34 protein-coding genes are annotated in these 25,150 nt (G+C 64.6%); 20 read left to right on the forward strand and 14 right to left on the reverse strand.

The window, feature by feature from the left end:
• On the forward strand, window positions 1-225 hold a 225-nt coding region (locus ACX80P_RS07795; protein ID WP_459277523.1), incomplete at its 5' end, for a transposase.
• Window positions 226-250: 25 nt separating this feature from the next.
• On the opposite strand, the gene ACX80P_RS07800 is transcribed toward ACX80P_RS07795, so the two are convergent.
• Window positions 251-1,231 (reverse strand): helix-turn-helix transcriptional regulator, encoded by a 981-nt coding sequence (locus tag ACX80P_RS07800; RefSeq protein WP_459277524.1) that lies wholly within the window; start codon window positions 1,229-1,231, stop codon window positions 251-253.
• Window positions 1,232-1,332: 101 nt separating this feature from the next.
• Here ACX80P_RS07800 and ACX80P_RS07805 point away from each other — a divergent pair, with 101 nt between their 5' ends.
• From ACX80P_RS07805 to ACX80P_RS07820, 4 genes are all read left to right on the forward strand, one after another.
• Window positions 1,333-1,788, forward strand: coding sequence for a VOC family protein (locus tag ACX80P_RS07805; protein ID WP_459277525.1), 456 nt, complete (start codon window positions 1,333-1,335; stop codon window positions 1,786-1,788).
• Between the two features lie 423 nt (window positions 1,789-2,211).
• Complete coding sequence (locus tag ACX80P_RS07810) at window positions 2,212-2,463, forward strand: hypothetical protein (protein ID WP_459277526.1); 252 nt, start codon at window positions 2,212-2,214, stop codon at window positions 2,461-2,463.
• A 128-nt stretch (window positions 2,464-2,591) separates the two neighbouring features.
• Window positions 2,592-3,032 (forward strand): hypothetical protein, encoded by a 441-nt coding sequence (locus tag ACX80P_RS07815; RefSeq protein WP_459277527.1) that lies wholly within the window; start codon window positions 2,592-2,594, stop codon window positions 3,030-3,032.
• A 136-nt stretch (window positions 3,033-3,168) separates the two neighbouring features.
• Window positions 3,169-3,873, forward strand: coding sequence for an ATPase, T2SS/T4P/T4SS family (locus ACX80P_RS07820; RefSeq protein WP_459277528.1), 705 nt, complete (start codon window positions 3,169-3,171; stop codon window positions 3,871-3,873).
• 112 nt (window positions 3,874-3,985) lie between these two features.
• Here the strand turns inward: ACX80P_RS07820 and ACX80P_RS07825 are convergent, their stop codons facing one another.
• Window positions 3,986-4,897, reverse strand: coding sequence for a DMT family transporter (locus tag ACX80P_RS07825; protein WP_459278178.1), 912 nt, complete (start codon window positions 4,895-4,897; stop codon window positions 3,986-3,988).
• Window positions 4,898-5,056: 159 nt separating this feature from the next.
• On the opposite strand from ACX80P_RS07825, the gene ACX80P_RS07830 reads away from it, so the two are divergent.
• Entirely contained in the window at window positions 5,057-5,953 is an 897-nt protein-coding gene (locus ACX80P_RS07830; RefSeq protein WP_459277529.1) for a LysR family transcriptional regulator, read from the forward strand.
• A gap of 45 nt (window positions 5,954-5,998) precedes the next feature.
• Here the strand turns inward: ACX80P_RS07830 and ACX80P_RS07835 are convergent, their stop codons facing one another.
• Window positions 5,999-6,502, reverse strand: coding sequence for a hypothetical protein (locus tag ACX80P_RS07835; RefSeq protein ID WP_459277530.1), 504 nt, complete (start codon window positions 6,500-6,502; stop codon window positions 5,999-6,001).
• A gap of 322 nt (window positions 6,503-6,824) precedes the next feature.
• On the opposite strand from ACX80P_RS07835, the gene ACX80P_RS07840 reads away from it, so the two are divergent.
• Window positions 6,825-7,010, forward strand: a complete 186-nt coding sequence (locus tag ACX80P_RS07840) for a hypothetical protein (protein WP_459277531.1) — start codon at window positions 6,825-6,827, stop codon at window positions 7,008-7,010.
• 231 nt (window positions 7,011-7,241) lie between these two features.
• Window positions 7,242-7,574, forward strand: a complete 333-nt coding sequence (locus ACX80P_RS07845; RefSeq protein ID WP_459277532.1) for a hypothetical protein — start codon at window positions 7,242-7,244, stop codon at window positions 7,572-7,574.
• A gap of 389 nt (window positions 7,575-7,963) precedes the next feature.
• On the opposite strand, the gene ACX80P_RS07850 is transcribed toward ACX80P_RS07845, so the two are convergent.
• Together ACX80P_RS07850 and ACX80P_RS07855 are read right to left on the reverse strand one after the other, a co-directional pair.
• On the reverse strand, window positions 7,964-8,317 hold the full coding sequence (locus ACX80P_RS07850; RefSeq protein WP_459277533.1) for a hypothetical protein: 354 nt from the start codon (window positions 8,315-8,317) through the stop codon (window positions 7,964-7,966).
• A gap of 432 nt (window positions 8,318-8,749) precedes the next feature.
• Window positions 8,750-9,184 (reverse strand): winged helix-turn-helix transcriptional regulator, encoded by a 435-nt coding sequence (locus ACX80P_RS07855; RefSeq protein WP_459277534.1) that lies wholly within the window; start codon window positions 9,182-9,184, stop codon window positions 8,750-8,752.
• Between the two features lie 92 nt (window positions 9,185-9,276).
• Here ACX80P_RS07855 and ACX80P_RS07860 point away from each other — a divergent pair, with 92 nt between their 5' ends.
• A complete protein-coding gene (locus tag ACX80P_RS07860) occupies window positions 9,277-10,131 on the forward strand; it encodes an NmrA family NAD(P)-binding protein (protein ID WP_459277535.1) in 855 nt (284 codons plus the stop codon).
• A 234-nt stretch (window positions 10,132-10,365) separates the two neighbouring features.
• Here the strand turns inward: ACX80P_RS07860 and ACX80P_RS07865 are convergent, their stop codons facing one another.
• Together ACX80P_RS07865 and ACX80P_RS07870 are read right to left on the reverse strand one after the other, a co-directional pair.
• Entirely contained in the window at window positions 10,366-11,367 is a 1,002-nt protein-coding gene (locus ACX80P_RS07865; protein WP_459277536.1) for a hypothetical protein, read from the reverse strand.
• A 176-nt stretch (window positions 11,368-11,543) separates the two neighbouring features.
• Complete coding sequence (locus ACX80P_RS07870) at window positions 11,544-11,708, reverse strand: hypothetical protein (protein ID WP_459277537.1); 165 nt, start codon at window positions 11,706-11,708, stop codon at window positions 11,544-11,546.
• Between the two features lie 59 nt (window positions 11,709-11,767).
• On the opposite strand from ACX80P_RS07870, the gene ACX80P_RS07875 reads away from it, so the two are divergent.
• Entirely contained in the window at window positions 11,768-11,929 is a 162-nt protein-coding gene (locus ACX80P_RS07875; RefSeq protein WP_459277538.1) for a hypothetical protein, read from the forward strand.
• Window positions 11,930-12,281: 352 nt separating this feature from the next.
• Here the strand turns inward: ACX80P_RS07875 and ACX80P_RS07880 are convergent, their stop codons facing one another.
• A complete protein-coding gene (locus tag ACX80P_RS07880) occupies window positions 12,282-12,785 on the reverse strand; it encodes a GNAT family N-acetyltransferase (protein ID WP_459277539.1) in 504 nt (167 codons plus the stop codon).
• Between the two features lie 148 nt (window positions 12,786-12,933).
• Here ACX80P_RS07880 and ACX80P_RS07885 point away from each other — a divergent pair, with 148 nt between their 5' ends.
• From ACX80P_RS07885 to ACX80P_RS07895, 3 genes are all read left to right on the forward strand, one after another.
• On the forward strand, window positions 12,934-13,356 hold the full coding sequence (locus ACX80P_RS07885; protein WP_459277540.1) for a GNAT family N-acetyltransferase: 423 nt from the start codon (window positions 12,934-12,936) through the stop codon (window positions 13,354-13,356).
• A 151-nt stretch (window positions 13,357-13,507) separates the two neighbouring features.
• Entirely contained in the window at window positions 13,508-14,017 is a 510-nt protein-coding gene (locus ACX80P_RS07890; protein ID WP_459277541.1) for a TetR/AcrR family transcriptional regulator, read from the forward strand.
• A complete protein-coding gene (locus ACX80P_RS07895) occupies window positions 13,990-14,679 on the forward strand; it encodes a GAP family protein (protein WP_459277542.1) in 690 nt (229 codons plus the stop codon). Before ACX80P_RS07890 ends, ACX80P_RS07895 begins: the two co-directional genes overlap by 28 nt.
• Window positions 14,680-14,735: 56 nt before the next feature.
• On the opposite strand, the gene ACX80P_RS07900 is transcribed toward ACX80P_RS07895, so the two are convergent.
• The 3 genes from ACX80P_RS07900 to ACX80P_RS07910 all read right to left on the reverse strand — a co-directional run bounded on the left by ACX80P_RS07900 (window position 14,736) and on the right by ACX80P_RS07910 (window position 16,279).
• Window positions 14,736-15,152 carry a MarR family winged helix-turn-helix transcriptional regulator gene (locus ACX80P_RS07900; RefSeq protein WP_459278179.1) on the reverse strand — a complete coding sequence of 139 codons (417 nt, stop codon included), beginning with the start codon at window positions 15,150-15,152 and terminating at the stop codon, window positions 14,736-14,738.
• A gap of 206 nt (window positions 15,153-15,358) precedes the next feature.
• Entirely contained in the window at window positions 15,359-15,541 is a 183-nt protein-coding gene (locus ACX80P_RS07905) for a hypothetical protein (RefSeq protein WP_459277543.1), read from the reverse strand.
• Window positions 15,542-15,718: 177 nt separating this feature from the next.
• Window positions 15,719-16,279, reverse strand: coding sequence for a MarR family winged helix-turn-helix transcriptional regulator (locus ACX80P_RS07910; RefSeq protein WP_459277544.1), 561 nt, complete (start codon window positions 16,277-16,279; stop codon window positions 15,719-15,721).
• 203 nt (window positions 16,280-16,482) lie between these two features.
• Between ACX80P_RS07910 and ACX80P_RS07915 the strand changes: the two genes are divergently transcribed.
• From ACX80P_RS07915 to ACX80P_RS07940, 6 genes are all read left to right on the forward strand, one after another.
• The gene (locus ACX80P_RS07915) at window positions 16,483-16,830 is read left to right on the forward strand and encodes a nuclear transport factor 2 family protein (RefSeq protein WP_459277545.1); all 348 of its coding nucleotides are present in this window, start codon (window positions 16,483-16,485) and stop codon (window positions 16,828-16,830) included.
• A gap of 667 nt (window positions 16,831-17,497) precedes the next feature.
• Window positions 17,498-18,634, forward strand: a complete 1,137-nt coding sequence (locus ACX80P_RS07920) for a hypothetical protein (RefSeq protein WP_459277546.1) — start codon at window positions 17,498-17,500, stop codon at window positions 18,632-18,634.
• Between the two features lie 124 nt (window positions 18,635-18,758).
• On the forward strand, window positions 18,759-19,685 hold the full coding sequence (locus tag ACX80P_RS07925) for a metal ABC transporter substrate-binding protein (protein WP_459277547.1): 927 nt from the start codon (window positions 18,759-18,761) through the stop codon (window positions 19,683-19,685).
• Entirely contained in the window at window positions 19,678-20,472 is a 795-nt protein-coding gene (locus ACX80P_RS07930) for a metal ABC transporter ATP-binding protein (protein WP_459277548.1), read from the forward strand. The genes ACX80P_RS07925 and ACX80P_RS07930 overlap by 8 nt, the downstream gene beginning before the upstream one ends.
• A 29-nt stretch (window positions 20,473-20,501) precedes the next feature.
• A complete protein-coding gene (locus ACX80P_RS07935; protein WP_459278180.1) occupies window positions 20,502-21,446 on the forward strand; it encodes a metal ABC transporter permease in 945 nt (314 codons plus the stop codon).
• Entirely contained in the window at window positions 21,424-21,774 is a 351-nt protein-coding gene (locus tag ACX80P_RS07940) for a Fur family transcriptional regulator (RefSeq protein ID WP_459277549.1), read from the forward strand. Before ACX80P_RS07935 ends, ACX80P_RS07940 begins: the two co-directional genes overlap by 23 nt.
• A gap of 314 nt (window positions 21,775-22,088) precedes the next feature.
• On the opposite strand, the gene ACX80P_RS07945 is transcribed toward ACX80P_RS07940, so the two are convergent.
• From ACX80P_RS07945 to ACX80P_RS07955, 3 genes are all read right to left on the reverse strand, one after another.
• Entirely contained in the window at window positions 22,089-23,039 is a 951-nt protein-coding gene (locus tag ACX80P_RS07945; RefSeq protein ID WP_459277550.1) for a manganese catalase family protein, read from the reverse strand.
• 149 nt (window positions 23,040-23,188) lie between these two features.
• Window positions 23,189-23,317: a hypothetical protein gene (locus ACX80P_RS07950; protein ID WP_459277551.1), complete on the reverse strand. Its 129-nt coding sequence runs from the start codon at window positions 23,315-23,317 to the stop codon at window positions 23,189-23,191.
• Window positions 23,318-23,429: 112 nt separating this feature from the next.
• Window positions 23,430-23,612 carry a hypothetical protein gene (locus ACX80P_RS07955; protein ID WP_459277552.1) on the reverse strand — a complete coding sequence of 61 codons (183 nt, stop codon included), beginning with the start codon at window positions 23,610-23,612 and terminating at the stop codon, window positions 23,430-23,432.
• On the opposite strand from ACX80P_RS07955, the gene ACX80P_RS07960 reads away from it, so the two are divergent.
• A complete protein-coding gene (locus tag ACX80P_RS07960; RefSeq protein WP_459277553.1) occupies window positions 23,599-24,807 on the forward strand; it encodes a cysteine desulfurase-like protein in 1,209 nt (402 codons plus the stop codon). The genes ACX80P_RS07955 and ACX80P_RS07960 overlap by 14 nt on opposite strands.
• The last annotated feature ends 343 nt before the right edge of the window (window positions 24,808-25,150 follow it).

Here is a 25,150-nt window from a genome sequence, read left to right on the forward strand (position 1 = left end):
TGCACAACGAACGCGATCGAGTCGATCAACGCCCGCTACCGGCGGGCCGTCAGAGCCCGCGGCCACTTCCCCAACGAGACCGCGGCGCTGAAGTGCCTTTACCTCGTGACCCGGTCTCTTGACCCCACCGGCGGTGGCAGAGCACGCTGGGTGATCAGGTGGAAACCCGCACTCAACGCGTTCGCGATCACCTTCGCAGGACGCTTCGAGAAAACAACTTACTGATGAAACGCCGGACCCCACACACCGTTTATCGGACAGTCCCGGTTGCGTATCGGCGGGCGAGGGTGGCGAACGCGGCGAGGAGCTCGGGCGGGCCGATGACTTCCATGGGTGCTTCGAACCTGCCGAATGAGGACGCGAGTGCTCCCCACGTCCAGGCGCCTGCTTCGAGGGTGCAGGTTCGGTCGTCGATGGCGGTGACTGTTCCGCCGCCGGCGAAGGGGAGGACGTCGCGGGCGGGGAGGTGCAGGATGACGGTTCCGCGGCATGGCCACTGATTGGTGTCGGATCCTTTGAAGCGGGCGGAGACGAAGTCGTTGACGTCGCCGCCGGGTATCGCGCGCAGGCTGAAGCGGGGTCCGTGGGGGATGCGCAATGTGATGCGCTCGATCCGGTAGAGGCGCCAGTCGTCCCGGTCGAGGTCCCATCCAAGGAGGTACCACCGCCCCTGCGAGGTCGCCAGGTGGTGCGGCTCGACGCGGCGGGGTGCCGGTGGGTGCGGCTTGCTGGCGGGGGTGGTGTCCCCTGCGGCGTAGTCGAAGCGCAGGGACTCTCGGTCGCGGATGGCGTTGGCGATGGTGACGAGCGTGTCCAGGGAGATGGTTCTGGATGCCGCGTTGCCGTACGGGTCGATGGGGGTGATGGTGAGCGCGTCGAGGCGGTGCTGGAGCCGGGAGGGCATGATCTGGCGGATGGTGCCCAGGGCGCGGATCGCGGCTTCTTCGAGTCCCGCGCCGAGGGCGGGGGCTGCTTGCAGGGCGATGGCCACGGCGAGGGTCTGATCATCGTCGAGGAGCAGGGGTGGCAGCTCGCTGCCTGCGTCGAGGCGGTACCCGCCGTCGGGGCCCATGGTGGCCTGGATGCGGTAGCCCATCTCCCGTAGGCGGTCGATGTCTCGACGGACGGTGCGGTCGTTGACGTTCAGTCGGGAGGCTAGGAGGGGACCGGGCCAGTCCCGGCGGGTCTGCAGAAGCGACAGCAGGGTCAGCAGCCGTGAGGTCGTCGTCATACTGCCCACCCTATGGTTCGGTCTAGGACAGGAACGGACCTACATGCTTGTGATGCTGAGTGTATCGTGCCACCCCGGCCGAACTTCATCGAGGAGAACAAATGACTATCCGAACCACCACGCACCTGAACTTCCGCGGCGACGCCCGCCCGGCGCTGGAGTTCTACCAGTCCGTCTTCGGCGGTCACACCGTGCTGAACACCTATGCGGACTTCGGGATGCCGGCCGAACTGCCTGGGGCCGACAAGGTCGTATTCGGCCTCGTCACCGCGGACAACGGCTTCCGCGTGATGGGCTACGACATCCCCGGCCAGAGCGCAGGCAAGCTCGCCGGCGGCGGCTCGACCCGGCGCGAGAACAACACCACGGTCACCGACCAGGCCCTGTTCGTCTCGCTCGCATCCGCTACCCTCGATGAGCTCCAGGGCTACTGGGATGCTTTGGCCGTCGACGCGGTCATCGTCGAGCCGCTGGCCGCATCGGCGTGGAGCGCCGGATTCGGGATGCTCACCGACCGTTTCGGCGTCACCTGGAGCGCCAGCGTCACCGCAGCATAGAACCACCGACGTCGTGGCGGGGACCCCGGGCCCCCGCCACGGCCTCCGTGACTCTGGACCGCTCCACCCGGTCAAGGAGTCCCATCCGGAAGGGGTCGGGAGAAGGGGGGGTCGACCCCCTTCTGCGTGTACTTGAACATCCACCTGTGGGCGCTGCGCTGTACCTGCGGGATCCCGCCGACCAGTGAAGTCGGGCTTCGCGCGGCACCGTCATTCTGTGGGGCCTGACGAGCGTTGTGATCACAGCGCTAGGCGTCGTGGTCTTCACTACTGCGGATTCCTGGTGTGTGATCCTCGGTGCAGGAGCCCTGTGGGTTGCGGCGGTCCTCTGCGCACGCCAAGCAATCGCCCCGCTCCGCACCGCTGGTGCATCCTGTCGGGATGCGATCGGGCATGCGGAAGTGGAAAGGTGCGGTCACGTCAGTGCTGGCGTTGCTCAATGACGTGGATCCCTATGGGCTGCAGCCCGGCACGGCGGAGGGCGCGCCCCAGGATGAGTACGCGCTCGAGGCAGCCCCCATCGTGAGTCTGCTGCTCAAGAACGGAGCAGTCCGTAGCAACGAAGTGGACGCTATCTGGGTGACATGGTTCCAAGAACCCTTGAGCAAGGTCATCGGTTCTGAGAACGTGGGCCGCTTTTGCGCGAGCTCGAACTCTCTGAACATCGCGGCGTGACGCCTGGACGGTGTCCTCATGCCGATCCGTTTACGTGCACCACTCCTGACCCCTTAGAACAGCAGTAAGCACGTTGTAGTGCGAGCCGGGCATACTTCGATAGGAGTACCTATCGTGAAGGAGAAGAAATGTTTTCGCTGTTCTTACCTGAGGGTGAGCCCTGGTACTCGCCGAATCGGCGGGTGGTTGACGCTGAGCGCGACATCAGTGTGGAGTTCAGAAACGCAACAGGCCGCGATCCTGGAAAAGCGTTCGTCCTCACGCATGGGGCCATGACGGTCCCGTTCCATACAGCGGAGTTAGACGGGACGGACCCCGAAACACTCGACTGGCACTTCGCCTCCGAGATCGTTTCGTTCGGCACTAGCATCTACCTCAAAGGTGACAGGAACGTCCCCGACCACACCTTCGAGAGTGATGCGGAAGCCCGCAGGTGGCGACGAATCGCCGCCGAGGCTCTCCTGGTATTCGGGCGGGACTACAACGGGTTTGACTATCCGCAGGAGCGAGTAAGAGTCGTACTCAACGATGAGCTGCTCACCCGCCACGATTTCGGCTACCTGAATTAACTGCAGCGGACAGCTGCTATTCGTAAGCCGGCCCTCCACCGCATTCGACGCAGCAATGTGCGGTGGAGAGATGAGCGCTTGCGAAGGCTTCGCCGGCTGCCTTGGAGCGGGCCCTCGGCCCCGTAGTCTTACGGGCATGAGCATGGACGAGCCGGACTGGCCTCCGCCCCCGCCCGCTCCGAGCTTCAGCGACACAGGCCTGGACCCGGCAGCCCGCGATATTTTGCGACTGGCGTCCGCGCTGGTCGTCTTCAGCGGATTGGCGGCCACAGGGAGATCCTCTTCCCAGGCAGCATTGATCGAGGTGGCTCGTGCTGCTTTCAGGAAGGACGTCGCGATCGTAGGGGATCCACGCGGATTTGAGTACGAGGATTTGGTGAACCTTCCTCCGATCGCCCAGTACGAGGTGGGCGGGGACGTGGCATCGCAGGCTGCCGGGGTCCGCAGGGCGTTGCTCGACTCCCCGGACCTCCTGCGAATCCCGCTCCTGAATAGCGCCGATATGGTCGACGTTGCTGTCAGGGCGGCCACCTCGGGAACGCTTGTATTCACCTCGCTATTCGCGCTTTCGCCGGAACAGGCACACCTCCGCATCATCGACATGATGCCCGAATCGAGCCGATCGGAGCTGACACGCGCCCTTTCGAAGGTGCCCGTGGTGATCCTGCATCACCACCGTGAGGCGGTGGACGCGTGGTCCACAGACATTCCCCGTCCAACGGTCACCATGCGCGCCTGGATGCCGTGTGCGGCAGACCCGCCGCGCCTCAGGGAGTTCCTCCGAATCAGGTTCACCAGATTGTTGGCCGGTGACCGGGGTGTTGGCTGGCCGGTGCAGTAGGCCGGTAGACCGCGGACCAGACGAAGCGACAAGGGGTTAAGATTCTCCTCCCGGTCCCTCAGCGAGCACCAACATGCTTCCTCCTCCTCAACTCCCCGAAGGGAGCGTGTCGCTAAGGGATCCCTTCGCGGGACGGGGTCGGGGTTGTGGTTACTGGGGTGGGTGGTGTTCGGTGGCGGGTTTCGGCTCGTAGACCGAGGTAGGTGCCGGTGATGATGAGGCCGGCTCCGATAATGCCGAGGAGGTGGAGTGTTTCCTGGCCAATGCTCAGTCCGATGAGGACGGCCCAGATGGGTTCGGTGCCCATGAGGAGGCTGGCCCTAGACGCTGAAGTCTGTTGAATGGCCCAGGTCTGCACGAGGAAAGCGAACACGCTGCACGCGAGCCCGAGGTAGAGAACACCGACCCATTCACCCGAGTCGAAGTGCTGTACGGCGTGGAGTACGCCCTGGTAGTCGGCGAGGGTGTAGATCATCGCGCAGACCGCGCTTTGGGTGAAGGTCAGTGTGAGCGCGCTGAAGCCGCGGCCTCGGGTGAGGGCTGAGACCGCGGTGACGTGGACGGCGCGCACCAGTGCGGCGGCGAGGACGAGCATATCCCCGACGGTAGGGGCCACAAATCCGTCCCCGGAGACGAGGAGGCACACGCCGACGACCGCGACGATCCCGGCGATGAGCACCATGCGCGGCAGCGGGATCCGGAAGGCGATGCTCTCGGTGACGGGGGTGAACACGATGACGAGACTGATGATCAGTCCCGCGTTCGTGGCACTGGTACCGGCGATCCCATGGGTTTCCAGGATGAGCACGGCGGCCTGGGTGAAACCCAGGACAACCGCGACCAGTGTTTCGCGGCGTGTGGTCCGGCGACGGTTCCAGATCAGCCAGATCACCACCAGCGCCACCGTAGTGATCAAGAACCGCAAGGAAAGGATGACTGTGATCCCGACGGTATCGGTCAGGGTCTTCGCCGCCAAGTAGCTACTGCCCCAGACGAGGGCGACCAGAAGTAGGAGTAGGTCCACTTTGCGCGCAGCAAGAATGCCACTAAGGGTGCTGCGGTATCGGACGGAAGAGGACCCCGGTGTCCGGGACGAGGAGAGGGAAGGCACGTTTCGAGTCTGCGGGTGATTCATTGGTAAGACGAGAGGGCACTTAGTGAACTGGTGGTTTAGGGTTCGCTTATGGATCTTCACCAGCTACGCCTGCTCCGCGAGTTGGGTGAGCGAGGTAGCCTCGCTGCGGTAGCGCGATCCCAGCACGTGTCGGCGTCCGCTGTGTCCCAGCAGCTCACAGCGTTGCAGCGCACGGTCGAGGTTCCCCTGACCGAACGGCGGGGCCGGAACCTCGTGTTGACCGGTGCCGGTCAGGCTTTGGCGTCGGCGGCGGTGGACATCAGTGTCGCGATGAGTTCCGCCGAACAGGCCGTCAGCCGGTACGTGCAGGACCCGACGGCCACGGTGAGCGTCTCGGCGTTCACCAGTGCCGGTCTGACCTGGTTCGGACCCCTCCTACAGGCTCTCTCCAGCGCAGGGAACCCGCGGCTGGTCTTCCACGACCGGGATGTGGGACAGGACGCTTTTCCTACGCTGACAGCCGACTACGATCTGGTCATCGCGCACCGCCTTGAACACAGCAACCCCTGGCCGGACACGATCACCGCCCTACCCCTGGTGCGTGAACCCCTGGACATTGCCATGTCGGAACTGCACCGGCTCGCTAGCGCCTCGAGCGTTGGTGTCGCTGACCTGCGTGAGGAGAAATGGGTATCCGTTCAGGAAGGCTTCCCGCTCGAATCAGCCCTGCAAGCCATCGCCGTGCACGCCGGCAAACCCCTGAACGTCACACACCGGATCAACGAGTTCTTCATTGTCGCCGCGATCGTCTCCGCCGGTTCAGCCATCGCGTTGATGCCCCGCCACACCGCACCCTCCGGCAGTGGGATCGTGCTGAAACCACTCCACGACCTACCGCTGGCTAGGCATGTCGACATTCTTTGCCGACCCGAAGCCCTCCACCGTACCGCCGTCCAGAAAGTCGTCATCACACTCCAACACCACGCAACCACGACTGAACGCTGATCAATCCTTCATTGGGCGGGTCTCGTGCGGCGGTGGTGCGTTCGTTTAGAGGTGGGCCGTGAGAATGGTGCGTCCGCGATTGAGGATTTCCATGATGGTCAGCCGTTCCTGATGGGTGAAGTCTGGGTTGTAGTGTTCCCCGGCCGGGGTGATGCTTTCAAGGTTGTTGCCGTAGAAAAGCTTGTCATAGCAGGCAGAGGCTTCCGGCCCCCGGTCGTCCAGGCAGGCTCCGAGGCTACGGGCCATGTCGTTGAACAGGTTCCACGCGTTGAAGATCTGCGCGCAGACTGCCTCCGAGGCCGGTAGTTCGAGCAGCCGGTCCAGTCCATCCAGGTTTTGCGGCTCCTCATCGCCCTTCTCCAAGGCTAGACCATGCCGGGTTGCCACCGATTCGAACCCGTCCGCCGGGGACACGGTCGCTACCCTGCCACCGTCGGTAAGGACGCAGTCGGTGTCCTCGTCGAGTTCCCCGGTTCCGTCGTCGGCCTGCCACACGAGGCCCAGTGTCCGGTTGCTGAACCGGATCCAGTGCCCATACGAGATCATCATTCTTCGGATATCACCGATGAACCCGACTATGGCGGATCACACGTGCCTGCGCTTAGAGCTCGGCATGCCAAACCTTGCGAACTGTCGGCATGCGTAACCCGATCGGCTTGCGGTGTTCTGAAGCTGCAGATAAGTGCGTGGCTAGGGTGAAGGGTATGAGTTCTACTCAACGTGCCTGGCTGATCGCGGAGTTCTCCGTGCTACCGGTGGTGTGCTGGTGAGCGGCTTTGCCCTGTTGTGGCGCACATCCTCGATGGAGTGATGGCGTTGGTATGCATGGCTGCTGGGAGCGGCGGTGCTCGCCTGGTGTGCTCTTGCCGTCGTGCAGAACACCCTCGGTCCGCGCGAGGGTTCCGATGCCGAGGAGGCCATGTGCGATATCGCCTACTATTTGTGGCCATCACCCAGCCTCGGTGTCATCGTGGTCGGTGGCAGTTTCTGGTTGTTGATCGGCCGTGAAGCCGCACACGAGCGAATGGCACTGCCGGGAAACAATGGGCACGGGTAAGCGGATCGCTCGGCGGGGGATGGCGCGGCTTGCGTGCCGAATCCGACCTGATGCTTCACCTACCGGCCGGACTCTGGAAGAGTGCGTTCAATGGTCACTCGGGGGGAAGAGATTATGGAACAAAGACGTTTCCTGTGCGCTGCAGTAGCCACCGTCCTCACAGTCGGGTCACTTGCGGGCTGCGGCACTCCAGGGCAAGCGGACACCGACGCCCTTCCGGCGTTCACCTCCATGGACGAGGCGTACGCCGCCGTGGACGAGGTGTTGGGGTGCGACGCCGAACCGGTGGGTGAGCCGATCACGCCGGCCGACGGTGGCGCGCTGACATCCGCACAGAAGCTGTGCGCGGAGAACGTGCAGATCGATCTGTACCCTGACGAGGACGCTCTCCAGAGGGCCCTCGAGATCTGGACTGGCTCGGACCAGGGCGAGGTGCAACTCGCCCGCGGCAGTAACTGGATGGTGGTAGATGTCACCGACGTGGCCACTGGCGAGCCGACGACTTGGGACATCGAAGGACTCGCGGAACAACTGAACGGGGAGTACTCGGCAACCGGCGCATAAGCACGCTCGACGGTCGCACAAGGATTGGCTACCGGGACACCAATCTAGCGCCGCACATGAAGCTATTCCTGGAGCGGTCGTCTCATGGCGACTCGGGGCCAGGCATCTAGTCAGTAACAGCAGTCATGCCTTCATTGCGGAACACGGCGTCGGCAGCTCGCTCGATGTCGGCCATTGACTGGACGTCGCCTACTTGCGCAAGTCGGATCATTTTCCTATTCAACCGAAGACTGACCAGCGGCTCTCCTTCACCGACAGATTTGGCCGGAGAAGTGGCAACGAAGGTGACATTCAGCTGCGCGGCATCTGTGCGAAGCTGACCGCCCGCACAGGGATCCACTGGTGGAACTCCTCGAGGCCGTCCGATCACGCGCGGTGGGTGGCCTTCGTCAGTCTCTCCGGAGAATGAGATTGGGGTGTGGTTGTTCCCATCCCTCGTCAATGAGGCCCCCGACGTCAGCTCCGTCAGCGATGAGTCTGGCTTCGACCCCGAAGGCGATATAGGGCGCGCCGATAAGCTCACCGTCAGTGAGATCGCATCCGCCGGTCGTCTGCCCCGGCCCCGGCGCAACGATTGCCAGGCAAGCGGCTGATCCGAAGTCAGTCGTTTCAACGCCGGCGAAGAAGAGCAGGCCGTTCATTTTGGTGAGCAACCGACTAGTACCTTCATCGAGGTACACGATGTCTGCTTCTGTCGGTGGGTTGTCGTCAGTTGCCAGCGGCGCCTCGAGAGCACCGATCACCGCCTTGACGATACGCTCGCTTCTGGTCTCGCCTGGATCACCTAAGTGCCGTTCAGGGATCGGCTTACGGGCCGGGTAACGCGTGCCATCAGGTGACGGCACACAATGACGTGTGGCAATTTCGACTGGCGGCTGCAGGTAGCCTGCGGAGACGAAGCAAGCACAGGGGAATGAACATGCCCTTCAGGTGCCATGTGCCATCCAGTTGGTCATTAAGGCATTTGAAGCCCTACATGGAAAGCGGAGGCATCGATGGAGCGAGCTGATACTTCCCACAAGTCACCAGTGGCAGGGGCGGCGAGCTTGCTCACTATACGTCGCCGCTCCAGGAACGATCGGTAAGCTGCCGCAGGTGATTCTGGCCAGCAGCCGCCAGCCGATCGGCATGCGAGCAGGGGAACCTGACCGGCTTTCGCCCGATGGCGCGGTGGTTCAGCCTGCGGTGGTCGAGGAACGTCGCACGATGTCCTCGGCGTTGTCGGCGATCCAGTCCATCAACGGCATTACCCGGCTCGAGAGATCGACCCCGAGGGCGGTGAGCGAGTAGTCAACCCGTGGAGGAATCGTCGGCTCTGCCACCCGATGAACGAGACCGTCCGCCTCAAGCGTCCTCAAAGTCGATGCGAGCATCTTCTCGCTGATGCCATCAATCTCCCGGCGGAGCTCTCCCCAGCGCAAGCTGCTGCCCTGCAACGACATCAGCACGAGGACGCCCCACTTGCTCGTCACGTGACCGAGCACGATCCGAGAAGGGCAATCAGCGGGAAACCTGCTCGTCACAGCCGGTGTCGCGGCCCCTCGCCGAGAACTCGAAACCACTTGTTCCACGCTCGTCGAATCATCGACCGCCACATCGCTATCCATCATCGGACCAGCTTACAAAAAGGTGCGTACCTGCAAACGGGAAGTGTCGTGCTCGTCCTGCGGTTGACGCTGTCGTACCCACCGAAAGGAACACTATGTCCATCATCGTTACCGCCGCTTCCGGCCGACTCGGCAGCCTCGTCGTGGAGGCCCTCCTGACGCGAGGCGCAACTCCGAGCGACATCATCGCCACGTCCCGCGACACCGCGAAGCTCGCCCACCTGTCCGGACGAGGCGTCCGCGCGTCGCGCCTGGACTACAACGACGCCGACACCATTGATTCCGTCATCAAGGCCGGTGACACCGTCATCCTCATCTCCAGCGATGCGATCAACGCCAGGCTCGCGCAGCACACCGCCGTCGTCGACGCGGCCGCAGCAGCTGGTGCAGCTCGAGTGATCTACACCAGCGTGTTGCGTGCCTCGACGACCGACCTCATCCTCGCTCCCGACCACAAAGCCACCGAAGAGCACATCGCCGCCTCCGGTGTCCCTGCGACGATCTTGCGCAATGGCTGGTACATCGAGAACCAGGCCGCCCTCATCGACGTCGCGCACGAATCGGGCGTCATCACGGCGAGTGTCGGAAATGGCCGAGTCGCCGGCGCCACCCGCCAGGACTTCGCGGAGGCAGCCGCGGCCGTTGCCCTCGACGAGTCCACGACTGGCCGGACCTACGAGCTGACCGGGGACTCATCCTTCTCCTGGAACGACCTGACAGACGCGCTGTCACACATCATCGGCCAGCCCGTGAAGTACGAGTCCATCACTCCCGAGGAGCACGCCGACCGTCTGCGTAGCGCCGGCCTCGACGACGGCACCGTGAGCTTTCTCATCGGCATCGACGGGAACATCCGCGATGGCGTCCTGTCCGAGGTCACGACCGACCTCGCCGAGCTCATCGGTCGTCCCACAACGCCACTGCTCGACGGCCTGAAAGCGTCGGCATAAGTACCTCACCAGCAGGTGCCGGAGGGAGCGGACCCTCGCCCCGACCGAACGACCCCAATCGGATCAACGGGTCTGATCAGTCGTCGCGCCGGACCTTCTTCACATACCGATAAACGGCCGCTCATCGGGTGCGGACTGACCTAGTTCGCAGCCCGGTGTACGTCTGACTAGCCACTGATCACCATCCCGGTCGAGAATCTCTTTGCGGGACGGGCTTCGGAGCGCCCGGCCGGGCTAGCTGGGGGTTCTTGTCCAGGTCTCTTGATATGTGGTGCGTTGCCAGTGCTGGCGTGGGCCCTCCCATTCGCGTGCAACATCGGTCAGCCAGATCGTCGTATCGGGATTCCACCCGGCCAGGACCGTGGACGTGCGGTCGTCGACGTGCAGCGCACGGTTGGCGCTACTGAGGTACGCCAGGGTTGTCAGGTGTACCGCGTCCCACCGCTCCGTGATTTTCTCCCAGTCCGGGATCACCCACGTACCGTCGGTGCCGGTGCAACGGAACCAGTCATGACGGCGGGACGCGGTGACCTCCAATGGGTGTTCACGGCACAGTGACACCCAGTCCTCACCAGTACGTATCTCGTAGGTGCGACCGGTACCGCGCACGGGGATCACGGTTGCGTGCTCCTCGCCGAAGGAGTCCTCGATGAGGTTCAAGCCCAGGGGTACCCGTCCCACCGTGTGCAGGGTTCCTTGCGGGAAGGACCACCACGTCCCCGACCAGCGGACGTGGGGATCCTGGGGTCGTTCCTTGCCTGCGCGGACCTCCTCCGCACGTGTACCGTCGGCCCATGCAGCAAGGGCTTGTGATGGTTCCCGGGGTAGAGGTGCTGGATCATCGGGTGATCGCCAATCGATGGCCCACTGCTCGAGCTGCCGGCCGTGCAACCACCACTGCGTGGAGGGCTCCGTGATGACGTGCTGAGCGATCGGGGCGAGGGCGGCTGTCACCTCGGGGAGCGCCGCGAGGACGTCCTCCCCATCAGGTTCCTGCCACGGCCGAGACGTGTCGACCGCCTGGGCCAACGCATGGTCGATGACCTCGGGCCTAGCGCGTGTGACATCGAGCGAGGCCAGACCCGTCAGGAGGTCGGTGAGGGTAGGCCGCGGCGGCAGGTCAGCGTCGTCACCGGAGGTGGCAGGTATCAGTACTCGGGAGGTGCCTTTGCCCGGATCCAGATCATGGGCGAGCCAGAATACGGCGGACCTGATCGACGGGTTCAGCTCCGTCACTAGCTGCAGGCATAGGCGTCGTCCACGCGGCCCTGCCAACAGTACTCCCGCCCCCATATTCATCTGCTCACCCTACGTACGAGTTCGGCTTCACGAGAGGATGGGCATGCGGATCTCGCTGTGTCGGTGCTGAGCGCCTAGAAGTCGAGGCTCTGTGCTTCAGCCCTTCCGTCTATTTAGGTGAGAATCACGGGCAGGCCCGTGTCAGCTGTGGTGTTGAACTCGCCGCCAGGTAGCCAGAAGGCGAAGTGTCCCGTGGAAACGGTTGCGATGATTTCGACTCCTTCGATGCTCGTGTAGATGATGCCGGTGACGTCGGAGCCGGCGCGTCCTGATGCCATGGAGCGCGGACCATCGTCGGACACCCGTCCTACACCGAGGTGAGAACTACGAAGAGGTCATGGACACGCTCCAGAATCTGGCAGATGACGGCGTTGGCGCTGTGAAGCTTACTGCTGAGCACATCCTCGCCCAGATCGACGGGGAGGAGTTCTCCAACGGTGAGGACATTGCCATCATTGAGGACTTCAAAACCTTCTGCATGGACTACACCGTCGGCTGAGCCGCGGAGAGTGCGCAGTGGTCCTCGGCTTGATTGTCTGACCGGCGATCGACTTTCGCTGAATGGGACTGTTCCTTGCCCGCACGTCCACGGAGCATCGCTAAGATCTCACTCACAGATGCCAGGCTCGGCCGAGGCATTCTGCACAGGGAAAGCCGTCGACGTCGAAGGAACCGTCAACGGCCACCAGTACGCCGGCTCCATGCTTCCCGGTAGCGGGGCACCCACATGATGCCTATCCGGGCGGCCTTGCGGAAAACTCTCGGCAAAGGACTCGGAGACGTGGTCGACGCTCACCTGTCCGCGCACCGCCTGAGCGGCGTCCTACTCCCAGTCAAGGATTCACCGGCGTTCACCGCTGACTTACTGCGCGCTGACTTCTGCTGGCTAGTGTCTTGTCGAAAACTTCGTCTGTCTCAGTGGCCCACTGCTTTTGCCCGGCGTCGTCGACGTACTCGTAGGTCGTCGTGGTTGTCTGCCCGGCGGGTGTAAAGCCCAGGCGTTGATAGAGCCGGCGAGCACCGTCGTTTTCGACGCCGACGTTGAGGTGGAGCTTGCCGAATCCTGCTTGTGCGGCGTGATCCTCTGCCCAGGCGCAGAGGGCCGTACCTACACCGGCGCCTCGAGCGGCTTCCTGGACGAACAGGTGCTTCAGCTCCGGGGTGTACTTGGAAGCCAGGTCCAGTACGACGGTCCCGACTGGCTGGTTTTTCTGCCATGCTGCGGCGTACACGATGGAGCCGGCGGCCTGATGTCGAAGGAGATTGCGTGTGATTCCGGATCCTGGCGGTTCAGTCATTTCCAGTGCGTCCAGATCGCCGTCGATGCAACGCCGGACGACTATCTCCTCAGTCATGCGGCGCCCCCTGGTGCAGATCCTTCGTAGAGCCTACAGAGCACGGAACGAGGAACCGCCCCGATCCGGGCGCAATGCGGATGGTCGAGCGAGCGAGCGAGCATCTCGTCCGCTCTCTCGCCGACAGAGCCTCGTGTTTGGATGAAGCATGACGACCATAGGTGTAGTGAATGCCGAGGACCTACCGCTCAGCGAAGTCCTCGCGCTGTACGGTGCGGTGGAGTGGTTGGCCTACACCAAGGAGCCGGACAACCTTCGACGGGCATTGGAAGGCTCATCGACCCTCGTGGCCGCCCGTGATGGCGAAACGCTGGTTGGCCTGGCACGTGTCGTCTCTGATGGTGCCTCGATCTGCTACCTCCAGGACATCCTCGTACGGCCATCACACCACAGGAGAGGTATTGGACGAGCCCTCGCTGAACGAGCGCTCGAACAGTACCCGCACGTGCGCCAGAAAGTCTTGATCACTGACGACGAGCCACAGCAGAAAGCGTTCTATGAAGCGCTCGGCTACACCCAGACCGAGGAATTCCAAGGAGGATCCATCCGAGCCTTCGTACGGTTCGATTGATCGCCGGGGTACGCAAACGGATCGCCTGGGGTACACCCGGGTCGCACTTCACATCGCATTCGGCAATCGACCCTCCTGTAGTTCAACGGAACTTCTTTGAGTCTCCTATCCAGCCCGACCGGTCGGTCGGTTCTCGTGTTACCGTGGATGTATGGGCAACAAGGAGCACATCCTGCAGACTGCTCGACGACTGGCGATCGAGACTGGGTCGGTGCCGTCAATGGGTGTGGTCGCAAGGGAGGCCGGGGTCTCCAAAGGTGGGCTGATGCACCACTTCACCTCACGTACTGCCCTGGTGGAGGGCATCGCGGTGCAGGCAATACAGGACCTGGACCAGGCACTGTCCGCGGCCGCCGAGCGTGGCATGGCGGTGGAGACCTGGTTGCGCCTGTCATCGTCCCCTGAAGAGGCGGCTCTTCACCGGGCGATGTCGATCCTGCTCACCGATCAGACCTCCTCGACCGATACGCTGCTGCAGCTGGCGGCCGACGCCGCCCAGCGGTGGGAGCATCTGTTCGCCGTCGAAGCAGGGGACCCGGTGGCCGGCGCGATCATCCGTCTCCTGGGCGACGGGATGCTGCTGAACAGCCTCACCGACACCGACGCTGCACCCAGCGTCGACGGGATCCTGCAGTGGTTGAATCGCAGGTCCACGAAGTGATCGGTGGTGGTCTGCTCGCTGGTATCGCCGCCCTCGCCCTGGCCGATTCGCTGAACCCTGCGACCATCGTCGTGATCACCCTGATCCTGCTCACCGTCAGCCATCGGCCCGTCGGATCGGCCGTGACGTTCGTCCTGGGAGCGATGAGCACGGTCTTCGCCCTCGGTATGGTGATCTTCCTCGGCGCCAGCGCCGCCGCCGACGCCGTCGGCGAAGGACTCGTCTGGCTCCGTCGCGCAGTGTTCCTCATCGCGGCCATCACCATTGGCGTCGCCGGGTTCCGCCGCTTCAAGGACCGGAAAAGGAAAGGAATCGATTTGCCGTCCTGGTTCGGGGTGTGGACGGCTTTCCCGCTCGGCATCTTCATCACGGGTGCCGATCTGCCCAACGCGTTCCCCTACTTCATAGCCATCGAACGCATGGTCGCCGCGGACGTCGACATCCCCATGGGCTTGTTCGTCCTCGCCGGCTACGCGCTCGTCTACTGCATCCCGTGCCTGATCCTGCTCGCCCTCGGCGTGGCACACGGCGACAAGGTCAGGGCACGCCTCCGGAACGTCCTGGACCGGTGTTCCACGGGCACGATCAAACGCTCCATCCCGGCAGCGCTCACCCTCTTTGGCCTCGCCGCCGCGGTCCTCACCCTCGCCCGCTGGCCCTGAGTGCACGGTGCGAGACAATCGCTGTGAAGGATTCTCAGGGGTAGCGGGCTTGTAGTTCAGGGGTCGGAGCCAAAGGGAGCTGTGATTGCTTTGAGGTGGCGGGTCAGGCAATCCGCGTCGGTGGCTGACATCGTGTCCATGAGTGCGAGGACACGCCGGCCGGCAGAGCGATAGTGCTGGCCCAGCACCTGCCATGTCGACGGCGTCAATGTCACCGGGTTCATCCTGCGATCCACCGGGGACGGCTCACGAACGACCAGACCTGGGGCCGCCAGCCGACCGACAATCGTGGTTACCGCCGCGCGGGTGACGTGCAGGTGGTGCGCGAGGTCGACTTGGGAACTCGGCCCACGCTCTTGTTCTGAAGGAGTGTCATGCCGTGGACCGAGACCATCACGATCGAAGCACCCGGGACATCGTGTATCGGGCCGTCCGTGATCAGCACACCCTGACGCGATGGTCGGCCTGGCCAGAAGCCACCGGGTTCACCTGCCGGGTCGACGGCGACGGGACGAGCCCCGGGTCGAAGATCGTCTTCACCGACCGAAAAGGCGTCGAACAGGCCGCCAACCCCGGAGTCATCCGCAAGACGATGCACCGCCGCGGTCCCCGCGGCCGCTGGGTCACCCCGACCGTCGACGTCCGTATCGAACCGATAGGGCCGACGCAAATCCGGGTTTCACTCGACTTCGAAGTCGAGCGCGGCCGGGTGCAGATGGTCACCTCGACCCGGCCCGACGGCCTGGACGGCTGGACGATCGCGCTCGAAAAGTACGAGCTGCTCGTCGACGTCATCCTGACCCACGATCGACGCCTTCGCCGCCGACGACGGCACCGTACCCTTGCCGGTCATCGTCAGCAACGCACAGGCCAGGCTCGGGTCCCACCCAGCCTTCCCCACCGGGCGGTTCTCCGACTACAGCCGCTACACCAACGTCGACCTCGAAGCCCGAGGAATCGTCCAGCGAGTCCCCAAGAGCTCACCCCAGCGCATCCACAGAACACCCACAGGTCTTCTGGTGTTGTTGCGGCGCGCCCCTCAGCGGCGGGGGTGATGCGACGTTGAAGGGGACGAGCGCTCTGCGCCTCTTGCGCTGGTGAGACCGCGAGCCCGCATGACCTCGGCCGCGACGTGAGCATCGTCGACGAAGCGTCGGGTGAGGCGGGTGTAGTTCTCCACCTCGCGCGGGGTCCATCCGGCGAGCACCTGCGCAATCATGTCGTCGCCGAGGTCGAACACGTGCTGCGCCGCGTCCACCCCTGCGGGGGTGAGACCAATGATCGTGGCCCGTCCATCAGAGGAATCAGGCGTGCGCTGCACCCAGCCGTTGGCTTCGAGGCGGTGCAGGATTTTGCTGACATTCGAGGCACCGGTCTTCAGCTGCTCCGCGATCCGGGATGGCCGCAGCGGGCCCGCGAAGCCGAGCAGCCGAAGGAGCTGGTGGGACGGCTGGTCCAAGGGTTCGCCGGACCGCGTCAAGACCTCTGACTGGAACTGCGGCGACTCCCATAGGTAGATAAGGCGGCTGAGATCGGTCAGGAGGTCGGACTGGTACTGCGTCGTACTGTCTGGGTCACGTCGATCCCGAGCTGCTGCCATGCCGCAACACTACCGTGGATCATCAGCACTCAGCGGGAATATGCTGTCTCTGAAGACAGTTATTGGTGTCGTGTGCGATAGCACTGACACCGCCGCCCGGGTAGGGAGAATGCGCGCACTCGGACACTGCGCCGGTCAGGATTCGGCCTCGTCACTCGTCACTCGTCACTCGTCACCCGACCATTACCACTGGAGGAAAAGCCATGACCACTGTTCCCGCAATCCCCGCCGGCCCCGTCGTCGACTTCATCGCAGCGACCAACCGCCATGACGCCGACGCACTGTTCGCCCTCTTCGCCCCGGACGCGACCGTCAGCGACGACGGCACCACGTACACCACGTCAGCCGAGATCCAGCAGTGGATCCGCGATCATCAGATCGCGCCGAGGATCACCCTCGATCCGCTTGCCTACAACCGAACGGATGACGGCGCCGCGACGCTCATCGCTGCTGCCGATGGCGACTTCCCCGGGGGGCCGCTACCGTTCGCTTTCGACTTCACCTTCGACGATGGCCAGGTCACCGCGCTGAGCATCAGCGTTCCGAACTGACACGAGCATCCGGGGAGTTCCGACCCCACGCGTCACGAGAGCAGGGACCGTCCATCGGCGGCCACGACATCCGGTTTGTCCAGGATCGATCGAACATGCCCCATCGTGCCCGGATCAGTGCCCCGTCTCCTGTCGCGGGCGTGTCCCCCTCACCACGGCCTGGGACGCCGCGCCTCACGTACCGAATCGTACGGTCGGATCCCGCCTCGACCGGCCGGTGGTCATCGTTCTCGTCGCCGGGGCATGAACCGTCCTACTGCTCTGGTGGTTGGACCGCCGACGGTCGCCCAGCGCACGCGCCCAAGGTCTGCAGGCGTTTCCACGGAATGGGCGGCCCGGCCTTGCACCAGGCGCACGCGCATCATGCCCGTGAGGACTGCGCATCCTGGCTCTTTTGCTAATGAGACTCACTCGCAACTAGTGTGAGTATATGTCCAGTTCCAGATCCCTTGCCCTGTCCGTAGCTGTTGCTGCTGCCCTTCTCCTATCAGCGTGTTCCACCACACCTCCATCCGACGCCGAGGACTCCGCCGACTCCGCTTCATCGGCCTCTTCGACCCCCTCGGCGTCGGGACCGGCCTCCGAGGAGCCCCTTGCCGGCGTCGAAGGCCAGACGGAGGTTGCTGCTCTCGCGCCGCGGGCCGTGCTGACGTACGACGGAGGGGTGATGACCGTCGACACCGAGTCCGGTGATGTTGTTGCCACCACCGAGATGGAGGGGTTTCTCCGCCTGAACAACGCAGGAGATGGCCGGCATGTCATGATCAGCACCGGTCAGGGTTTCAGCCTCTTCGACACCGGGCTGATCGCTCGGGGGCATGGTGACCATGACCACTATTTCGTGAGTGAACCCCGGCTCACAGACGAAACCGTCGAGGCACCGGAGCCCGGGCACGTCGTCGTCCACGACGGAAAGACGGCGTTGTTCTCGGATGGCACCGGCGCCATTACGGTGATGGATTCCGAGACCATCAATGACGGGCAGATCAGCGACGACGAGATCGAGGAACACTCGACCGAGACGGCCCACCATGGTGTTGCCGTGCCGCTGAGCAGCGGGGACCTCCTGCTGACCCAGGGAACCGCCGACGCCCGCAATACCGTGCAGGTGCTCTCTCCCGCAGGAGACGTCATTGCCGAAACCACCGACTGTCCCGGCGTGCACGGCGAGGCCACCGCGCAACCGACAGCCGAGGGCGACGTCGTAGCGCTTGGCTGCGAGAACGGACCAGTGATCTACCGGGATGGCGCATTCCACAAGGTCGCCGTCGAAGAGGACTACCAGCGCTCCGGTAATCTGTTCGGCCAGCACGACTCATCGATCGTCCTCGGCGATTACAAGACCGACCCCGAAGCCGAGCAGGAGCGCCCCACCCGCGTCGGCCTGTTCGACACCCTGACCGATTCGGTCACCACGGTGGACCTCGGATCGGCGTACTGGTTCCGTTCCCTCGCCCGCGGCTCCGACGGCGAGGCCCTGGTCCTGACATACGACGGACAACTGAACGTCCTCGACGAGGAGACCGGTGCTGTCATCCACGAGATCGACGTCGTCGCGCCATGGGAAGAGCCGGAGGAATGGCAGCAGCCCGGCCCCTTGGTCAAGGTAGGGGCCGATGGTTTCGCGTACGTGACCGATGCCGCGGCCCAGCAGCTGCACGTCATCGACGTCGAAGCCGGGACCGTCCTGGACAGCTTCGACCTGCCCGAAACGCCCACGGAGCTCGCTGTCGTCACCGGCGACCCGGAGTCAGCCGGCCCTGACGAGGACCACATGGATCATGACCACGAGGACGAAGACTAGAACCATCGGCCCTGCCGAGGGCCAGACTCCGCTGAGTCCCGCTGGATCCAGCACTCCCTTCCCGGCGGTCCCGGTCTCTTCGAGGCCGCCGGGTCTGGTTGCACCTACCACGATGAGGAAACCGATGACGGCCGCACTGCGTCGCCCACTAGCTCTGCCCGTTGCGCTGACCGCACTGATCCTCTCCGGGTGTGGTGCCGCCGAGGACACCGCCGGCAGCGATGGTGACGGGAGGTCTCTGGACGCATTGGCGTCGTTCTACCCACTGCAGTTCGTGGTCCAGACGGTCGGAGGGGACGCCGTCGACGTCAGTTCCGTGACACCACCGGGAGCAGAGCCCCACGACTTGGAGCTCTCCCCCGCGATGGTCAGCGATCTGGGCGAAGCCTCGGTGGTCGTGTACGCCTCCGGCTTCCAGCCAGCCGTCGATGCAGCAGTAGAACAGACCGCCCCGGAACATGCACTGGACGTCGCCGGGTCGGTGAACCTTCGGACAGGTGACGGGACCAGCCTCAGCGGCGAATCGGGAGGCAACTCAGCGGACCCGCACTTCTGGCTCGACCCCCAGCGTCTGGCCGCCGTGGCCGAGCAGGTGCAGCGCACCCTCAGTGAGATCGATCCGGCCAACGCCGGGACGTATGCCTCCAACGCCGACCAGCTGACGCAGGACTTGGCATCGCTGGACGAGGAATACGCCACCGGCCTGGCCAGCTGTGAGCGCCGCACCATCGTCGTGTCACACGAGGCTTACGGATACCTGGCCGGCCGTTACGACCTGGAGCAGACGGGCATCGCCGGAATCGATCCCGAAGCAGAACCTGCGCCCGCCCGGGTGGCCAAGATCCAACGGGTGATCGAGGGTGAGGATGTGACAACGATCTTCACCGAGTCGCTCGTGAACCCCAAAGTGGCTGAGACGATTGCCGCCGATCTCGGGATCCAGACCGCCGTGCTGGATCCCCTGGAGACCCTCGCCGACCCCTGCACCGACTACCTGTCGGTCATGCGCGACAACCTGACGGCGCTACAGGGGGCACTCGGTTGTGAATAGCCACACGGTGGCCTCCCCGGCCGTGCTGGCCGAGGACCTCTCGGTCGACCTCGGCACCGGTCCGATCCTCAGCGGGATCGACTTGCGCGTCCCCGACGGGCAGACGCTGGCCCTGCTAGGCGCCAACGGCTCTGGCAAGACCACCCTGGTGAAGGCCCTGATCGGACTGGTGCCGCTTACCGCCGGGCGGGTGACGCTCTTTGGGGCTGATGTCTCGGCCCGCAGATCTGTTCCCTGGTCGCGCATCGGGTATGTCCCCCAGCGTGTGAACGTCAGCCCCTCGATGTCCGCAACGGCTGAAGAGGTAGTGATGTCAGGGCTGCTCAACGGCCGGCGCCTGCGCCCAGGACGGGGAAGCCAGGACCGGGTACGGGACGCCCTCGCGGAGGTGGACCTCGCCGGGCGGGCAGGAGATAGCGTGCACCTGTTTTCCGGAGGTCAACAGCAGCGTGTCCTCATCGCACGGGCCCTCATCCGTCAGCCAGACCTGTTGATCATTGATGAACCACTCTCGGGCATCGATCGAGCGTCCAAAGTCGCCCTCGCTGCCGGTCTGCTGCGCCTGCGCAGCTCCGGGACGACCATCATGGTGGTCCTGCACGAGCTGGCCGAACTGGGCCCGCTGATCGAACGCGTGGTGATCCTCGATCAGGGACGAGTGGTGCAGGACGGACCTCCACCAGCGACCTCTCCGGATGACCCGGGCCACCACCACCCGGACTCGCCGACAGGCCCCGCAGCTCACCGACAACCGGTCCCCGACCTCAGGGCACGGTGGCGCCGGTGACTGCGGAATTCTGGGACACGTTCGCCGCCATGCTCGGCAGCCCACTGATGCAACGAGCCCTGGTGATCGCCGTCCTGGTTGGAACGGCAGCACCGGTCATCGGGACCTACCTGGTCCAGCGACGACTGGCCCTGCTGGGCGATGGCATCGGACATGTGGCCCTTACCGGTGTGGCCATGGGGTGGCTGGCCGGAGCCGCCGCAGGCAGCGCGTCGGTGGAGGTGTGGGCGGTGCCGGGGGCGGTCATCGCCTCCATCGCAGGTGCACTGCTCATCGAATACGTTCGAGAAAAGGGCACAAGTAGCGCCGATGTCGCCCTCGCTTTGCTGTTCTACGGTGGGGTCGCCGGTGGGGTGCTCCTGATCGGCCTGGCCGGCGGGACATCGGCCAACCTGACCGGGTATCTCTTCGGTTCCATCTCGACCGTCGACCAGTTGGATGTGTGGCTGACCGCCGGACTGGCCGCGCTGATCCTCGGAGTGGGACTGGGCCTTCGGCCGGCCCTCTTCGCCCTGTGCCACGACGAGGAGTTCGCCCGGGCCAGCGGCCTGCCCGTGCGCGCCCTGAACATCGTCGTCGCGGTCACCGCAGCACTGACCGTGGCGATCTCCATGCGGGTCGTCGGCGTGCTCCTGGTCTCAGCGCTCATGATCGTTCCGGTCGCCGTCGCCCAACTGCTTGCGACGTCGTTCCGGCGCACCATGGGTCTGGCGATGGGCCTCGGCGGCGCCGTCTGTGCCGTGGGACTTTCCATCACTTATTTCCACCCCCTGTCCCCGGGTGCCACCATCACCATGCTCTCCATCAGCCTCTACGCCGTCCTCTCCGTCATCCGGCCGCTCATCCGGCCGCCCACTCGACACCTCAGGCCCCACCGGGGCGCGACCATCAGCGCTCGACCCGAGGAGAGGACGGTCGGTCATGCGTACCACCCGGCGACGCACAGCACTCATGGACCTACTGGAAAACAGTGACCGCTTCCGATCCGCCCAAGAACTACACGCAGCGCTGTCCGAGCACGGCGAATCATCGGTCCTGTCCACCGTCTATCGGGCACTGCAGCAATTCGTCGACAGCGGGGACGTTCACGTCTTCCACGCAGCAGACGGTGAGACGCTCTACCGCCGGTGCGATCGACCGGATCACCACGGCCACCTGATCTGCCGCCGCTGCGGGAAGACCGAAGAGCTGGGGGCCGATACAGTCGACGACTGGAGAGCCGCAGTCAGCCGCACCCTGGGATTCAACCAGATCTCCCACGTGACCGAGATCGTCGGAACGTGCACGGACTGCGCTGCGTGAAGCAACGAGCGGCCTCTCGCCGGTTTCTCGCAGGGGCACGGACGGGACAGTCGTACACAGCCTGACCGTGTCCGATCGGCGCACCGTCCCATCCGCACCGACCCCGAAGCACCGATGCTCTTCCAATGTCGCTGCTGGTTCGCGCCCGGTTCAATGACGTTGGGAGCCTGAGTGGGGCTACGATGCACGTCGATCAGCCTTGTGGCCGACAACAGGTCGGAAGAACGAAGACTTTCCGCAGGTGTTGTTGGCACATGGAAAGGGCGCCGGCTGGTGCGGGCGCCCTTCCTCTGTGCCATCCCGTCGCGGGGACGTTACTTCATCGGGCCGAACGTTGCGTCGATGTCGGCCATCTCCATATCGGCGGTGGCCTGGATGAGCTGGAGCAGTTCGGGATCCAGCCCCGGCGCGAACTCCTCAAGGCGCTCGGGCGCGATCTGCGACGGTACGCCCTCGGGCGCCTGCTCGCTGGCATCGAGGGTGGTGCCGTCCTTCGACGGGGACAGCCCCTGGTAGATCTTGCCGGCCTCCGACTGGCCCTTGAGGTCGAAGGTGTACTGCTTGCTCTGCAGTCCCAGGTCGAGGAGCTTCTTGACCTCGGGGAACTGCTCGGCATTGGTCTTCGGGATGGGCAGCAGCGACTTCCAGTTCACCCCGAGGGTCTCGAGGGCCTTGGCGTATCCGTTCTCGTGGGCCTGATCGCGGACGATCAGGTAGGAGATCGTGGAGCGCGCCGTCTTGTTGTCCGTCATCTCGTACATGCGGCACTTCTGCAGGCGGCCGGTGGCCTCGAGCATCAGGTTGTACAGCAGGTCGAGCGGCAGGTTGCCGGAGTTGTAGACATAGCTGCCGCTCCACGGATTGCCGGCCGAGTCGACGGGCAGGGCCCCTTGTGCGCCGACGAGGTAGTGGTGGATGTTGCTCTCGGACAAGGCGAGGTTGAGCGGGATCGCCCCGCCCGCGCCGGGCGTGTCGAGCGGGTCGTCGAGCGAGCCCTGGTAGCGGGGCGAGCCGTCGAGGAGTCGGGAGATGGTGGTGCCGATCAGCTCTACGTGGCTGATCTCCTCGGTGCCGATGCCCTGGATCAGGTCGCGGTAGGGCTTGGCCGCCGGGCCGCGGAAATTCATGCTCTGGAACAGGTACTGCATCATGGTGCGCATCTCGCCGAACTGACCGCCGAGGCCCTCCTGCAGGGCGTTCGCTGCAGCCGGATCGGGCTCGTCGGGAATGATCTCGTTGATGAGTTGCTGGACGTGGAAGAACATGGAACCTCCTCAAGAGGCAGCAAGGTGCTACCGGCTCTTACATTTCTCCAGAAAGCCCAGTCCTACAACGCCCCTCGCCCTCCGGGCGTAGGGGTTGCCAAGAACGGATAACTGGGTCTGTCCGGCCTCTCGGCCATCCAGGGCGTCCCTCACGCCTGAGCGGAGAAGACCGTCGTCGACGCGGCCCTGAGGGATTGCGCCGACAATACCGCGACCGCGTTCCTCGCCGTAGGGGTGACGATCAGGACGATCTCGCCCAGGACAGCGCCGCGAGGCATCACGTGAGCATGACAGCGGTCGACGGCACCGGCGTGCCGGCTCAAGCGGGTGCGGGTGAGCAGTGCCAGCGGGCTTCCTTCCAGCCCTCGTCGGTGTGTTTCCAGACGATCGTCACCACACACGCACAGCATTGGCGGCTCGCATCGCGGTGAAGTTCTCCGCCATGTAGGTGTCCCATTGCGCTCTCGTGTCGACCACCCCTGTCCGTCCGTGCGGATCGATGTCGACGATGCCTCCCGCGCAGCTTTCCGTATCGATCCTCACCTGAGACAGTAACGACATGACCTTCGACATCGCGGCCTTCCGCACGCACTTCCCCGCCCTGCTGACCGGCACCGCGTATTTCGACGGTCCTGGCGGAACGCAGGCCCCCGCGGTCGTGGGAGCCGCGATAGCCGACGCCATTACCGGACCGCTGTCCAACCGCGGCCTCGGTATGGGCTCGGAGAGGAACGCCGAATCGGCGGTCGGCGGATTCCGGACGGCGATGGCTGACCTGCTCGGGGCGCATCCTCGCGGTGTCGTCTATGGGCGGAGCGCCACGCAGCTCACCTATGACTTCTCCCGCCACCTCGCCAAGACCTGGCAGCCGGGTGACGAGATCGTCGTGTCACGCCTGGACCATGACTCCAATATCCGCCCGTGGCTGCAAGCAGCCGCCGCGGTCGGCGCCACTGTCCGCTGGATCGATTTCGACCCGGACACCACGGAGATCGACGAAGCGTCCGTCGCGGCAGCGATCACCGAGCGCACGAAGCTGGTAGCGATCACCGCCGCGTCGAACCTGCTCGGCACCAAACCGGCGGTGCGCCGCATCGCCGATGCCGCTCACACGGTCGGCGCACTGGTCTACGTGGACGGAGTGCACTACACCGCTCATGCGGCGGTCGACGTGAAGGCGTTGGGAGCTGACTTCTTCGCCTGTTCGCCCTACAAGTTCCTCGGGCCCCATTGCGGTGTTCTCGTGGCCGACCCGGACCTGCTGGAGTCACTGCAGCCGGACAAGCTGCTGCCGTCCACGAACGAGGTCCCCGAGCGGTTCGAGTTCGGTACCCTCCCCTACGAGATCATGGCCGGAGCGACGGCGGCCGTGGACTTCCTCGCCGCGATCGCGCCCGGCGCCGCAGCGGGCCGCCGTGCGCGCCTTCTCGCATCCGCTCACGTGGTCGATGAGTACGAGCTCGCGTTGCGCTGCCGCATCGAGGCAGGGCTGGCCGAACTGGGTGACGCCGTCACCCTGCACTCGAAAGCCCAGGAGCGGACCCCGACACTGCTGGTGACGTTCCCGGGCCGGTCCTCCGCGAACGCCTACCGGTTCCTTGCGGAACGGAACATTCTCGCTCCGGCCGGCTCTTTCTACGCGTACGAAGCCTTCCGTCGCCTCGATCTCGAGGACAGCGCCGCCCTGCGGCTCGGTTTGGCGCCGTACAACAACGACGACGACGTCGACCGCCTCCTGGCCGCGCTCGGCGAGTTCGTTGCTTCATAGCGCGGCGTGAGGGTATTCGCGGTGCATGGATTCTGCGCCGACGGCGTCGGCGACGAGCAGGATGGCGCCCGATCGGCGCGTATCCAGCCGGCCGAGCAGCTCGTGGAGATCGAACTGCAGTGTCGGCTATGCGTAGGCATCGTTCAGCGTCATCAGCGGAGCGAAGAACGGGTCCCATCTGTGCGGAAACGCCGAACCTGTTCCGCACATGCAGTTCGCGCGTCGCTCCTGGCACACGGTCGGAGGCACCTCAGCGGGTGAGGCCCTGCACCTGGGCAGAGGTCACCGCCATGGTCCGCTCCACCCAGCCCGAAGGTATGCTCTTCGACATCGACCGTCGGGC

The organism is Arthrobacter arabinosi (assembly GCF_054511115.1).